The organism is Parasphingopyxis sp., assembly GCF_028279465.1.
Lineage (GTDB): Bacteria > Pseudomonadota > Alphaproteobacteria > Sphingomonadales > Sphingomonadaceae > Parasphingopyxis.
In genome coordinates this window covers 28,974-41,699 of record NZ_JANQNS010000014.1, presented here as the reverse complement: position 1 = coordinate 41,699, position 12,726 = coordinate 28,974, and the positions used below count along the sequence as shown (strand labels likewise).

Below are 12,726 nucleotides of genomic sequence, written 5' to 3'. Positions count from 1 at the left end.
TCTCCCTTGGCTTATCCGGCCCGATTATCCGGTGCTGAGCACGCCGCGGAAAACTTCCTCTTCGAGTGCGCGGCCCGTGCCAAGCGCGACGCAGGTCAGCGGGTCTTCGGCGATGGTGACCGGGAGGCCCGTCTCGCGCCGCAATACCTCGTCTATGCCTTCGAGCAGCGCGCCGCCGCCTGTGAGCACGATTCCCTGATCGACGATATCGGCGGCAAGTTCGGGTGCCGTGTTTTCCAGCGCGATGCGCACACCCTCGGTGATCGTGCCGACCGGTTCGCTCAAAGCTTCGGCGAGCTGGCCCTGATTGATCGAGATTTCCTTGGGCACGCCATTCACGAGGTCGCGGCCCTTGATGTGGATCGTCTGACCCTTGCCGTCGGCCGGCATCAGCGCGACACCAACTTCCTTCTTGATCCGCTCGGCCGTTGCTTCGCCGATCAGTAGGTTATGGTTGCGGCGGACGTAGGAAGAAATCGCCTCGTCCATCTTGTCGCCGCCCGTGCGGACCGACGTCGTGTAGGCAAGGCCGCGCAGCGAAAGCACCGCGACCTCGGTCGTGCCACCGCCGATATCGACGACCATCGATCCGATCGGTTCGGTCACCGGCATGTCGGCGCCGATCGCGGCGGCCATCGGTTCCTCGATCAGGAACACCTGACTGGCACCGGCATTGGAGGCGGCGTCGCGGATCGCGCGGCGCTCGACCTTGGTCGAGCCGGAGGGCACGCAGATCACGATCTGCGGCCAGCGCGGAAAACGGCGCGCGCCGTGCACTTTCTGGATGAAATGCTTGATCATCTGTTCGGCGACATCGATGTCTGCGATCACGCCGTCGCGCAGCGGGCGGATGGCTTCGATCGCGTCGGGCGTCTTGCCCATCATGACTTTGGCGTCCTCACCTACGGCCTTGACCTTCTGGATGCCGTTTTCGGTCTCGATGGCGACCACCGAGGGCTCGTTAAGGACGACGCCACGGCCGCGGACATAGACGACGGTGTTCGCCGTACCTAGGTCGATCGCCATGTCATGGGACATGATCTTGAAAAAACGTTGGAACCACATGTTTGGAACTGTCTCGTACAAAGGGTTTAAAGCTTGGGGAATCGGCGCTTGACAGGCCTTGACACCCCCATAGCGCTTATCGGCGCTTTTGCACTAATATTTTCCGCGAATCGCTGTGGATCGTCCGCTCGTACGATGGCGGCACATGCGGTAAAGACTTTTTATGGCAATCCGCCGTCTCCCCGAACACCTAGTCAACCGGATCGCAGCCGGCGAAGTCGTTGAACGGCCGGCGAGCGCGCTCAAGGAACTGGTCGAAAACGCCGTGGATGCTGGCGCGACGCGGATAACGGTGCGCCTCAGATCCGGCGGTATCGACCGGATCGAAGTGATCGACGATGGGTGCGGGATGAGTCCGGAGGAGATGGCGCTTGCGCTGGAGCGGCATGCGACATCCAAGCTGCCGGACGACGATATCGAGAACGTCGAAACGCTCGGTTTTCGGGGCGAAGCGCTGCCTTCGATTGCGAGCGTCGCGAGACTGACGATCGAAAGCCGCGTGCGCGGCGCCGAGGGATGGTCGCGGATCGTCGATAATGGCGAGCTGGCTGAGGAGGGACTGGCGGCGCTGCCGCCCGGCACGCGCGTGGTCGTCGAAAACCTCTTTGCCAAGGTACCGGCGCGGCGCAAATTTCTGCGTACGCCGCGATCCGAATATGGTGCGGCGGCCGATACGATTAGGCGGCTCGCGATGGCGCGACCCGATATCGGCTTCACGCTTGAGCATGACGGGCGGCGCAACATTTCCGTCCAGCCCGGCGAAACGCGCGCGGAACGCGTGGCCGCGCTGACCGACCGGCAGCTTACCGAGAACAGCGTTGCCGTCGATTATGAGCGTGGCACGGCGAAGCTCGAAGGCGTGGCGAGTCTGCCCACCTTCAATCGCGGCGTCGCCGATCATCAATATCTGTTCGTCAATGGCCGACCGGTGAAGGATCGCTTGCTGATCGGCGCTGTGCGCGGGGCCTATCAGGATTTGTTGGCGCGGGACCGGCATCCGGTGCTCGCCCTGTTCCTGACCGTGCCGCCGGGCGAGGTCGATGTGAATGTCCACCCGGCAAAGACCGAAGTGCGCTTTCGCGAGCCCGGCAATATCCGCGGGCTGATCGTCGGCGGGCTGCGCCATGCGCTGGACGAGGCCGGTTTTCGGAGCGTGCAGCGGCCGTCGGCGGGCGCGCTCGGCAATTGGCAGACGGAGCCGGTCGGTGCGGCATCCGCCGGCGTGCCCACGGCTTCTCCACAGGCTTATCAACAGGATTATGGACAGCGAGGCGCCTTTTTCGCCCCGTCACCCGGTTCCGAGCCAGCGCCCGGACAATCCAGCGTCTGGGACCGATCGCCGGATTATCGACCCGCGCCGGAAGGCCGGGCAGAAGCCGCCGAAGCACCGGTGCCCGAAGCCGCCGATCATCCGCTCGGCATCGCGCGCGGACAAGTCGCGGAAACCTATATTGTTGCCGAAGCCGAAGACGGCCTCGTGATCGTCGATCAGCATGCCGCCCATGAACGGCTGGTGCTGGAGCGCATGAACCGCGCCATGGCGGAGGGCGGGGTCGCGTCCCAGGGCTTGCTCGTCCCCGAGGTCGTCGAGCTCGACGAAAGCGCCTGCGATGCGCTCGAAGAACGGATCGGCGAGCTGATCGAACTCGGCCTCGAACTCGAACGCTTCGGCCCCAAGGCGATGCTGGTCCGTGCGACGCCTGCCATGCTCGGCGCCGGCGATATCAAAGGGCTGGTCACCGACCTCGCTGACGAGATCGCCGCCTATGATCAGCATCTGAGCCTGAAAGAGAAGCTCGATCATGTCGCCGCGACGATGGCCTGCCACGGATCAGTGCGCGCCGGGCGGATTCTCAATGTGGCCGAGATGAACGCGTTGCTCCGCGAAATGGAAGTGACGCCGCATAGCGGTCAATGCAATCACGGCCGCCCGACCTGGGTAAAGCTCGGCCATGGCGATATCGAGAAACTGTTCGGGCGGAAGTGATCGCGCGTCAGTCCGGCGACCCGTTACGATAATGCCCGGTCGTCGTCGTGCCGAAGCTGATCGCGCACATATGTTCGAAACGCGCATGGTCGCCACAGCCTACCCCGGCGTAACGAAATTCGTCGGTGAAGATCAGGTGGCGGTGGCCGCGATCGGGGACGCCATCGTCGACAATCAACTGACGCACCACTTCCGCGCCCTCCGACGGGCCATAGGATATCGCTTCGGCGACATAGCGGCCACCGCCGCGCCGCTGTGCCCGGTCGCCGGCTCGTGCGCCGTCGCGCGACGCATGGCCGAGCGCGCCGCGCGGTCCCTGCTCGTCGACATGATCGTCGGCCGCTCGCGCGAGGAGCCTGCTGGCAGCGAATGGCGGCAGCGGCGCCTGCAGTTCGAGAAAGGCGATCGCTTCGTCGACCACGGAGACGCCCTCGTTCGTCAGGATACCGTCGCGGTCGCCCGGTCGCCGCATGATCCGGCCATTGAAATAGGTACGATATTCGCGGAGCATATCGGCGTAGGCGGCTGGATCGGCGCGCGCCCGGTTCATTTCGGCAAGCACCGCGGATTCGCGCACCGATATTCCGTCCACGGATTGCGCATGCGTGGCGCCGGAAAACCCGTATAAGACCAGCCATGCCGCAATTAGCCATTTCATATGGTCTTGCTCCTCGGGCGCTGTACAATAGCGGTGCGCCGGTGATCGGCGGGTTAACGCGATCGGTGCGGAAAACGGAAGCGAAGATGCTGCGCATCCCTGTCCTGTCTGCTCAAGGCCATCGCCCATGAACGTCATCGCTGTCAGCCGAAAAGCCGCGCACGGGATCGCCAAACCCAATGTGGATGTCATCCGCCTGATCGCCGGTTATGGTATCGAAGGCGATGCGCATTATGGCACGACGGTTCAGCATCGTTCTCGCGTTGCGCAGAACCCGGATCAGCTCAATCTGCGCCAGGTGCATCTGATCCATGCCGAACTGTTCGATGAGCTGGAAGCGAAGGGGTTCTCCGTCTCGCCCGGCGATATGGGCGAAAATATCACGACGCGCGCCATTGACTTGCTGGCGCTACCTGCGGGAGCCGAACTGGCGTTGGGCGAGGCCGCGCGAATCCGGATCACCGGGCTTCGCAATCCCTGCAAACAGTTGAACGGTCATGCGCCGGGCCTGATGAATGCCGTGCTGGATCGAGGCGAGGATGGGGCGCTGATCCGCAAAGCCGGCGTTATGGGCATTGTCCTCGACAGTGGAGATGTGCGGGCGGGGGATACGATAGTCGCAACACTGCCCGAAGGCGAACGGCGCGCGCTGGAACCGGTTTAATCGATCCCGTTTGCCGCGCTCAGCACGGCCCGCACACTAGCTGTCGCGACGTCCCGGCTGATGCCCACGCCGAAGACCGTGTTTCCATCGCCATCCACACACTCGATATAGGCGGCCGCCTGTGCGTCCGAACCGTGGCCGATCGCGTGCTCGTTATAGTTCACGACGTCGAGGGCGATGCCCCATTCGTCTCGCAGCGCGGCGATGACGGACGAGATAAGCCCGTTGCCGCGGCCGCTTACAGACCGTTCTTCGCCGTCATGGCCGACCGTGCCGGTGAAAATGCGGTCCGAGCCGGCCCGGCCTTCTTCATAGTCGATCAGCGTGAAGCGCTGTTCGCCGGTCAGGCCATAGCGTTTTTGAAATGCCTGCCAGATATCGTCGGCATTGAGCTCACGGCTCGTCGCGTCGGCCAGTTCCTGCACCACAAGACTGAAATGCGCCTGCAGGCGTTTGGGCAGTTTGAGCCCCTGATCCTGTTCGAGCACCCAGGCGACGCCGCCCTTGCCGGATTGGCTGTTGACCCGGATCACCGCCTCATAATCGCTGCCGATATCGCGCGGATCGAGGGGGAGATAGGGCACTTCCCAGAGTTCGTCGTTGCGGCTTTCCTGCGCCGCGAAACCCTTTTTTATTGCGTCCTGATGCGAGCCGGAAAAGGCGGTGAAGACCAGTTCTCCGCCATAGGGGTGACGCGGATGCACGGGGATCTGGTTGCAATATTCGACGGTGCGTTTGATCTCCTCGATATCCGAAAAATCGAGGCCGGGATGCACGCCCTGGCTGTACATATTGAGTCCCATGGTCACGAGATCGCAATTGCCGGTGCGCTCGCCATTGCCGAACAGGCAGCCCTCAATCCGGTCGGCGCCCGCCATTAAACCGAGCTCGGCGGCGGCGATGCCCGTGCCGCGGTCGTTATGCGTGTGTAGTGAGATGACGACGCTGTCGCGGCGCGAGATGTGGCGGCCGAAATATTCGATCTGGTCGGCATAGATATTGGGTGTTGCCGCCTCGACCGTCGCTGGCAGGTTGAGGATCAGCGGCTTTTCGGGCGTTGGATCGGCAATCGCGATCACGGCGTCGCAGATGCGGACACTCAGATCGATCTCGGCCGTGCTGAAGGTTTCGGGCGAATATTCGAAATGCCAGTCGGTTTCCGGATATTTCGCGGCCTGCTCCATCAGGATGTCCGCGCCCTGTTTGGCGATATCGATTACGCCGTCTTCGTCCATCTGGAAGACGATCTTCCGCCACGCGGGAGAAATGGCGTTGTAGAGATGCACGATGGCCTTTTTCGCGCCCGCCATACTGGCGAAGGTCGTCTCGATCAGGTCGCGGCGCGACTGGGTCAGGCCCTGGATGATGACGTCATCGGGGATCGCATTGTTGTCGACCAGCCCGCGGATGAAATCGAAATCGGTCGCGCCGGATGCGGGAAAGCCGACCTCGATCTCCTTGAGGCCGACTTTGACGAGCAGATCGAAAAAGCGCCGCTTCTTCTCGCTGTCCATCGGGTCGATCAGCGCCTGGTTGCCATCGCGCAGGTCGGTGGAGAGCCAGCGCGGCGGCGCGGTAATCGTGCGCGTCGGCCATTGCCGGTCGGGCAGGTCGATCTGCGGAAAGGGTCGGTATTTTTGCGACGGATCGCTGAGCATGGGCATGACGATAGCCTGTATCTTCTTCGGTTTGCTGGTCTTTGGAGGGAAGCCCTTAGGCCGTGTGTGCTGTGTTCAGCACGAGGGGCACGCCTAAGGGCGTGTAAGTCGAAGAATAAGCAGGGCGCGTTGCGCTGTCATGGCCGCATTGTGTGACGGCAAATGGTTAACAAGTCCAGCTACTTTATCCGTCATTGCGAGGAGTCCCGAAATAAAGTTGGTGATTATCCCTTTCAAACAGGAGACACTCGTCATCCCAGCGAAAGCTGGGATCTCAGGCGGATAGGCATGGCTTTGCGGCCGGAGATTCCAGTTTTCGCTGGAATGACGAGATTGGATTTCGCACTACTTGAGGCGACAAAAGATAAACTTTCCGACCGGAAAAATCATAGTGCGTAACCGATCGTCGAGGGCGCGCGAAGCTCGTCGCGACCATGACGGTTCGATCAAGCGCCCGCATCCGGGCGGCCGGCATGAGGTTCAACAGGAGATTATTATCATGCGCACCATCGCTCTCGCGCTTGCCGCCGCCGCTCTTATCCCGGCCGCTTGCAGCGCCCCCGAAACCGTGACCGAAGAGGTTGCACAGGACGAACTGCTCGCCGAAGTGAATGACGATGCCAGCGGGCCCGTCTATCTGAGCTCCGGCCGCAATATCGGCCTCAGCGGATATGACGCCGTATCCTATCAAGTCGGTGACGGTACGCCGCAGCAGGGCAATGAAGAATTCGCCGTCAGTTATAACGGCGTGCAGTATCACTTCGCGAATGCCGAAAATGCGGAAACGTTTCAGGCCGATCCGGTCCGCTATGCTCCGGCTTATGGCGGTTTCTGCGCTTGGGCGGCCGCGCGCGGCGATCTCGCTGCCGGCAATCCAGAAAACTACCGCGTCGTCGACGGCCGGCTCTATCTGAACTTCAACGGGCTGATCCAGTCGCGTTGGGAGCAGGATATCGAAGGCTTTATCGAGAGCGCCGACGAGAATTACCCGCAATTCGCCGCTGATGCGACCGAGGGCGATTCGCTTAGCTAAGCCCTTGGAATATGGAGGCGGCACGCTCCCAAGCCGCCTCCATCATCTCCTAGTTTTTCTCTTTATCGACAAGTTTATTGGCACCGATCCAGGGCATCATTGCGCGCAGTTCCGCGCCTGTCTTTTCGATTGGATGCTCGGCCTGCAGCTTGCGGGCCGCCTTCATTTCGGGGTTGCCGGCGCGGTTGTCGGCGATGAAACGCTGGACGAATTTGCCACGCTGGATGTCGTCGAGCACGCGTTTCATCTCGGCCTTGGTTTCGTCGGTGATAACGCGTGGGCCGGTGTGATAATCACCATATTCCGCCGTGTTCGAGATCGAGTAGCGCATATTGGCGATGCCGCCTTCATACATGAGGTCCACGATCAGTTTCACCTCGTGCAGACATTCGAAATAGGCCATTTCGGGCGCGTAACCGGCCTCGGTCAGCGTCTCGAAACCGGCCATGACGAGACTCGTGAGACCGCCGCACAGCACCGCCTGTTCGCCGAACAGGTCGGTCTCGCATTCCTCGCGGAAGGTCGTTTCGATAATGCCGGAGCGGCCGCCCCCGACGCCGCTCGCATAGGCGAGCGTGACGTCATGCGCATTGCCCGTAGCATCCTGGGCGATAGCCATGAGGCAAGGGACGCCACCGCCGCGTTCATATTCGGCGCGGACCGTGTGGCCCGGACCTTTGGGTGCGATCATGATGACATCGAGATCCGCGCGCGGCTCGATCAGCCCAAAATGGACGTTGAGGCCATGGGCGAAGGCGAGGGCGGCCCCCTCCTTCATGTTCGGCGCGAGATCGCCAGCATAGATCTCCGCCTGATGCTCATCCGGCGCGAGCATCATGACGATATCGGCCCAGGCGGCGGCCTCAGCATTCGTCATCACGGAGAAACCCGCGGCTTCGGCCTTTTTGCGCGTCGCGGAACCCTCCCGGAGTGCGATCGCGACATCGCTGACGCCGCTGTCGCGCAGATTTTGCGCATGGGCATGGCCCTGGCTGCCATAGCCGATGATCGCGATCTTCTTGCCTGTAACGAGTCCCAGATCGGCGTCGGCATCGTAATAGACGCGCATAAGTTCACACTCCCTGTTTTTGCGCCGGACGACGGAAATAGTCGAAGATCCGCGTCCAGTAATAGGAAACCACATAGATGGAGACGGGCAGGCCCAGCGCTATGCCTTCATACCATTGCCACCCCCAGACATTGACCGCGCCGACTACCGCGAGGATCGGCAGCAAAGGCCAGAGACGCAGGATGATTATCCAGGTCATCGCGAAAGCGGCGAGCACCCAGTGCATCTGATCCTCAAGCGCCATGAATATCGCCGAGCCGAAGGCCAGAAAGTAGAAAAAGGCGAGGATGATCGCCGATATGCTGATGATTTCGCGCATTCCGGCGGCCTTAGCTTGCTTCCTTGCCGCGGCCAATGGCGACGACGCCGGTGCGGGCGACTTCGACCAGCCCGACTTCGCGCATCAGCTCGATGAAGCTGTCGACCTTTTCGCTGTTGCCGGTCACCTCGAACACAAAGCTGCCGGTGGTCGAGTCCACGACCCGGGCACGATAGACATCGGCGAGACGCAGTGCCTCGATGCGATGGTCACCGGTGCCCGCCACTTTGACGAGGGCCATGTCGCGTTCGACATGCGGGCCGATTTCGGTGAGGTCGGTAACCTTGTAGACGGGCGGCATGCGCTCGGTCTGCGCGATAATCTGATCGATGACGCGCGCGGACCCGTTTGTGACGATGGTGATCCGGCTGATCGCTTCATCCTCGCTGACGTCCGTCACGGTCAGGCTCTCGATATTGTAGCCGCGCGCCGTGAACATGCCGGCAATACGCGCCAAAATGCCCGGTTCGTTATCGACGAGAACAGAGAGCGTATGGCGCTCTGCGGCTTCGGCATGGATTTTCATCAGACCAGCGCCTTGGCTTCGTCATCCATCGTCCCCGATACCGTGTCGGATTCGAGGATCATTTCGGTATGCGCCGCGCCCGACGGGATCATCGGGAAGCAATTGGCGAGCTTGGCGACACAGCAGTCGACGAATACCGGCCCGTCATGCGCGATCATCGCTTCTATCCCGCTCTCCAGATCGCCGGGCTCCTCGATCCGGATGCCTTTCCAGCCATAGGATTCAGCCAGTTTCACAAAATCTGGTAGAGAGTCGCTGTAACTCTCTGCATAGCGACCGGAATATGTTAGTTCCTGCCATTGGCGCACCATGCCCATATATTCGTTATTGAGCACGAATATCTTGACCGGCAGGCGATATTGGCTCGCCGTTCCGAGCTCCTGGATGTTCATCTGGATCGAGGCTTCTCCGGCGATATCGATGACGAGCGCGTTGGGATTGCCGATTTGCGCGCCGATTGCGGCCGGCAGGCCATAGCCCATCGTGCCGAGACCCCCGGATGTCAGCCATTTATTGGGTTGCTCGAAGCCATAATGCTGGGCCGCCCACATCTGGTGCTGGCCGACTTCCGTCGTGATGATCGGGTCGCGCTTGTGCGTCGCCTGCCACAGCGCCTGAATGGCGGCTTGCGGCATGATTTCCTCTTTGTTCTCGGGGAAGGCGAGGCATTGGGTCGCGCGCCATCCGTCGATCCGCGCCCACCAATCCTGCAGATCGGCCTTTTTATGCTGCCGCGCCTTCCAGATTTTGACGATATCTTCCATCGCGCGGCCGGCATCGGCATTTATGGCGAGGTCGACCGGCACGATTTTGTTGATCGAGCTGCGGTCGATATCGATATGTATCTTCCTGGAATTAGGCGAAAAAGCGTCTAGACGGCCGGTTACCCGGTCGTCGAAACGCGCGCCGATCGCGATGATCAGGTCCGCCTTGTTCATCGCCATATTGGCTTCGAATGTACCGTGCATGCCCAGCATGCCGAGCCACTGTTCATTGGACGCCGGGAAAGCGCCCAAGCCCATCAGTGTCGAAGTGACCGGCGCGCCCGTGATCCGGGCGAGCTCGCGCAGGATCATGCTGGCGCCGGGCCCGGAATTTATGACCCCGCCGCCGGTATAGAAGATCGGCCGTTCGGCCGCGGCGATCATTTCGGCCGCTGCTTCGACGTTTTTCGGGTCGGGCTTGTCCCGCGGAACATAGGCTTTGTGCGGCATCGGGCCCGATTTGCGGTAGCGGCCGGTCGCGACCTGCACATCTTTCGGTATATCGACGACGACGGGGCCGGGGCGGCCGGTCGTCGCGATAAAGAAGGCTTCCTGCATCACGCTGCCCAGCTTGTCCGGGTCTTTGACCAGATAATTATGCTTGGTGCAGTGGCGCGTGATGCCCACCGTATCGGCTTCCTGAAAGGCGTCCGTGCCGATCAGCGTTGAGGGAACCTGCCCGGTGATCACGACCATCGGGATCGAGTCCATCAGCGCATCGGTGATGCCGGTAACCGCATTGGTTGCGCCCGGGCCGGACGTGACGAGTACAACACCGGGCTTGCCCGTGGCCCGCGCATAGCCTTCAGCGGCATGGGCCGCGCCTTGCTCGTGGCGGCATAGAATGTGGCGGATGCGCTTCTGTTTGAACAGGGAATCGTAGATCGGCAGCACCGCGCCGCCCGGATAGCCGAAAATGACGTCCACGCCGCAATCCAACAGCGCTTCGACCAATATATCTGCTCCGGCTTTTTCGCTTGCCATGATCTTCATCCATTACCCGTATTGCGCTGCAATAGCAGCGCGGGAACCGGGCTGCTAGACAGGGATATATTCCATGTCAACGGTTATTGGAGTAATTTAGTTACAATTTCGCTTTCATATTTCTCATATTCTGATTCATCGATGCGCGCCCAATCGGCAGGCGGCTGATTGGCGAACCAGGTATATTGGCGCTTGGCATAGCGGCGCGTGGCCTGTGCGGCGGCGGTGATCGCTTCGTCGCGGTCGAGATCGTCGGCGAGAAACGCTGCAATTTCCGGCACCCCGATGGCCCGCATGATCGGAAGAGATGGGTCGAGCTTGCGATCCAGCAGAGCGCGCACCTCGTCCACCGCCCCGCTGTCGAACATGTCCGCGAACCGCGCATCGCAGCGGGCATAGAGCCAGTCCCTGTCTGGCAACAGGATCAGCGGAGCCAACTCGACAGCACCTGCAATTCCGCCGCGTTTCTCCTTCTGCCATGCATCGATTGTGCGTCCGGTCGAGCGGATCACTTCAAGCGCGCGGGCGACGCGTGTCGTATCCGTTGCGCTGAGCCGCTCGGCCGATGCCGGGTCTTCGCGTTCGAGCGCCGTGTAGTTTTCCGCGACCGGATTGGCGCGAACATCCTCGCGAATGGTGGGATCGATCTCCGGAATCGGGGCCAAACCTTCCAGCAACGTGCGATGATAGAGACCGGTCCCGCCGACGAGTATCGCAGGCTGGCCCGCGCCGAGCGCCTCGGCGATTGACGCCTTGGCGTCACCGGCCCAGCGGGCGGCCGAGCAGGCTTCCGACCCGTCGATATAGCCGAACAGGCGGTGGGGCAGCGCAGCTTCATCTTCTGCGCTCGGCCGCGCCGTGACAATCCTCAGATCGCGATACACCTGCGCGCTGTCGGCGTTGACGATCACGCCATTTGTGCGTTCGGCGATCCGCATGGCGAGAGACGACTTGCCGCTGGCCGTCGGCCCGGTAATAAGCGCGACCCTGGCCCCGCGCAGTTCGTCCATGGAGTTTTCCGACATGCTCATTGCAACGCTCATAGCAGCAGATCGGCTGCCCGCAGGCGATATTTCGCGGGCATCGGACATGTTGGCTTCGGCGGGCGGTGAGGTTGCAGGCAGCGACTGGATTGAGCCGGACAAGGCCGCCGATATCCGCTTTTCAGGCGACATCGCGAACGCCCGGCAGGCGATGGCGGCGTTCGATGGTGCCGTCGATGCAATCGTCCAGCCTGAAAAAGGTCGAGCCAAGGCGCTTTTCGTGGCCGATATGGATTCAACGATGATTACCGTCGAATGTCTGGACGAGTTGGCCGATTATGCGGGGTTCAAGGATCACGTCTCCGCGATAACGGAACGGGCGATGCGCGGGGAACTCGATTTCGTTGAAGCGCTGGACGAGCGTGTCGCTTTGCTCGCCGATATGGACGCTGAAATCGTTACGCGCTGCCATGAAGAACGCGTGGAGATTTCGCCCGGTGCGACGACGCTGGTGCGCACGATGCGCAAACATGGCACCTATTGCCTGCTCGTCTCAGGTGGTTTCACCCTGTTCGCGGATCGCGTCGCGGCGGAAATTGGCTTCGACCGCGCCGTCGCCAACCGGTTGGAGATCGAAGCCGGGAGGCTGACGGGCCGCGTGATCCGGCCGATCGTGGATGGCGGCATGAAGGAAAAACTGTTGCGCGAGGAGGCAGAAAAGCGCGGTTTGCAGCCCGCCGAAACACTGGCGATCGGCGACGGCGCTAACGATAAAGCGATGGTCGAGCGGGCAGGGCTGGGTGTCGCCTATCGCGGCAAGCCGACGCTACGGGACGCGGCCGATGCACGCATCGATCATGGCGATTTGACCGCTTTACTCTATGCGCAGGGCTATGCGCGGAAGGACTGGGTTGACGCTTAACCTGTCCGGGTCATGTCGGAGGCAATCGCGGTAAGCGCAAAGGCCACCGATTGTTCGTCGCCCGCGAAACTGAGCTCAATTCCGGACTCCGATA

At 61.6% G+C, this 12,726-nt stretch carries 12 protein-coding genes; 4 read left to right on the top strand and 8 right to left on the bottom strand.

Annotated elements, in window-relative coordinates:
* Positions 1 to 24: 24 nt before the first annotated feature.
* On the bottom strand, positions 25 to 1,065 hold the full coding sequence (locus Q0974_RS08255) for a rod shape-determining protein (RefSeq protein ID WP_299326347.1): 1,041 nt from the start codon (positions 1,063 to 1,065) through the stop codon (positions 25 to 27).
* A 163-nt stretch (positions 1,066 to 1,228) separates the two neighbouring features.
* Here Q0974_RS08255 and mutL point away from each other — a divergent pair, with 163 nt between their 5' ends.
* Positions 1,229 to 3,052 carry a DNA mismatch repair endonuclease MutL gene (mutL, locus tag Q0974_RS08250; protein ID WP_299326344.1) on the top strand — a complete coding sequence of 608 codons (1,824 nt, stop codon included), beginning with the start codon at positions 1,229 to 1,231 and terminating at the stop codon, positions 3,050 to 3,052.
* A gap of 7 nt (positions 3,053 to 3,059) precedes the next feature.
* Here the strand turns inward: mutL and Q0974_RS08245 are convergent, their stop codons facing one another.
* Positions 3,060 to 3,710 (bottom strand): CAP domain-containing protein, encoded by a 651-nt coding sequence (locus Q0974_RS08245; protein WP_299326341.1) that lies wholly within the window; start codon positions 3,708 to 3,710, stop codon positions 3,060 to 3,062.
* Positions 3,711 to 3,837: 127 nt separating this feature from the next.
* Between Q0974_RS08245 and Q0974_RS08240 the strand changes: the two genes are divergently transcribed.
* Positions 3,838 to 4,374, top strand: a complete 537-nt coding sequence (locus Q0974_RS08240; RefSeq protein ID WP_299326339.1) for an MOSC domain-containing protein — start codon at positions 3,838 to 3,840, stop codon at positions 4,372 to 4,374.
* Here Q0974_RS08240 and leuA read toward each other — a convergent pair.
* Positions 4,371 to 6,032: a 2-isopropylmalate synthase gene (gene leuA / locus Q0974_RS08235; RefSeq protein ID WP_299326336.1), complete on the bottom strand. Its 1,662-nt coding sequence runs from the start codon at positions 6,030 to 6,032 to the stop codon at positions 4,371 to 4,373. The two genes, Q0974_RS08240 and leuA, sit on opposite strands and share 4 nt — an antisense overlap.
* Before the next feature lie 499 nt (positions 6,033 to 6,531).
* Here leuA and Q0974_RS08230 point away from each other — a divergent pair, with 499 nt between their 5' ends.
* Entirely contained in the window at positions 6,532 to 7,065 is a 534-nt protein-coding gene (locus Q0974_RS08230) for a YHS domain-containing (seleno)protein (RefSeq protein ID WP_299326333.1), read from the top strand.
* 49 nt (positions 7,066 to 7,114) lie between these two features.
* On the opposite strand, the gene ilvC is transcribed toward Q0974_RS08230, so the two are convergent.
* The 5 genes from ilvC to miaA form a co-directional block, all read right to left on the bottom strand.
* Entirely contained in the window at positions 7,115 to 8,134 is a 1,020-nt protein-coding gene (ilvC, locus tag Q0974_RS08225; protein ID WP_299326330.1) for a ketol-acid reductoisomerase, read from the bottom strand.
* 4 nt (positions 8,135 to 8,138) lie between these two features.
* Positions 8,139 to 8,453, bottom strand: a complete 315-nt coding sequence (locus Q0974_RS08220) for a hypothetical protein (protein WP_299326327.1) — start codon at positions 8,451 to 8,453, stop codon at positions 8,139 to 8,141.
* Positions 8,454 to 8,463: 10 nt separating this feature from the next.
* A complete protein-coding gene (gene ilvN, locus Q0974_RS08215; RefSeq protein ID WP_299326324.1) occupies positions 8,464 to 8,979 on the bottom strand; it encodes an acetolactate synthase small subunit in 516 nt (171 codons plus the stop codon).
* A complete protein-coding gene (locus tag Q0974_RS08210) occupies positions 8,979 to 10,727 on the bottom strand; it encodes an acetolactate synthase 3 large subunit (protein WP_299326321.1) in 1,749 nt (582 codons plus the stop codon). The genes ilvN and Q0974_RS08210 overlap by 1 nt, the downstream gene beginning before the upstream one ends.
* An 83-nt stretch (positions 10,728 to 10,810) precedes the next feature.
* On the bottom strand, positions 10,811 to 11,752 hold the full coding sequence (gene miaA, locus Q0974_RS08205; RefSeq protein ID WP_299326855.1) for a tRNA (adenosine(37)-N6)-dimethylallyltransferase MiaA: 942 nt from the start codon (positions 11,750 to 11,752) through the stop codon (positions 10,811 to 10,813).
* On the opposite strand from miaA, the gene serB reads away from it, so the two are divergent.
* Positions 11,751 to 12,632: a phosphoserine phosphatase SerB gene (gene serB / locus Q0974_RS08200; RefSeq protein WP_299326319.1), complete on the top strand. Its 882-nt coding sequence runs from the start codon at positions 11,751 to 11,753 to the stop codon at positions 12,630 to 12,632. The two genes, miaA and serB, sit on opposite strands and share 2 nt — an antisense overlap.
* Positions 12,633 to 12,726: the final 94 nt, after the last annotated feature.

Coding starts and splice junctions, on each gene's coding strand:
- Q0974_RS08255 (WP_299326347.1), bottom strand. CDS start 1,065: ATGTGGTTCCAACGTTTTTTCAAGATCATGTCCCATGACATGGCGATC.
- mutL (WP_299326344.1), top strand. CDS start 1,229: ATGGCAATCCGCCGTCTCCCCGAACACCTAGTCAACCGGATCGCAGCC.
- Q0974_RS08245 (WP_299326341.1), bottom strand. CDS start 3,710: ATGAAATGGCTAATTGCGGCATGGCTGGTCTTATACGGGTTTTCCGGC.
- Q0974_RS08240 (WP_299326339.1), top strand. CDS start 3,838: ATGAACGTCATCGCTGTCAGCCGAAAAGCCGCGCACGGGATCGCCAAA.
- leuA (WP_299326336.1), bottom strand. CDS start 6,032: ATGCTCAGCGATCCGTCGCAAAAATACCGACCCTTTCCGCAGATCGAC.
- Q0974_RS08230 (WP_299326333.1), top strand. CDS start 6,532: ATGCGCACCATCGCTCTCGCGCTTGCCGCCGCCGCTCTTATCCCGGCC.
- ilvC (WP_299326330.1), bottom strand. CDS start 8,134: ATGCGCGTCTATTACGATGCCGACGCCGATCTGGGACTCGTTACAGGC.
- Q0974_RS08220 (WP_299326327.1), bottom strand. CDS start 8,453: ATGCGCGAAATCATCAGCATATCGGCGATCATCCTCGCCTTTTTCTAC.
- ilvN (WP_299326324.1), bottom strand. CDS start 8,979: ATGAAAATCCATGCCGAAGCCGCAGAGCGCCATACGCTCTCTGTTCTC.
- Q0974_RS08210 (WP_299326321.1), bottom strand. CDS start 10,727: ATGGCAAGCGAAAAAGCCGGAGCAGATATATTGGTCGAAGCGCTGTTG.
- serB (WP_299326319.1), top strand. CDS start 11,751: ATGCTCATTGCAACGCTCATAGCAGCAGATCGGCTGCCCGCAGGCGAT.
- miaA (WP_299326855.1), bottom strand. CDS start 11,752: ATGTCGGAAAACTCCATGGACGAACTGCGCGGGGCCAGGGTCGCGCTT.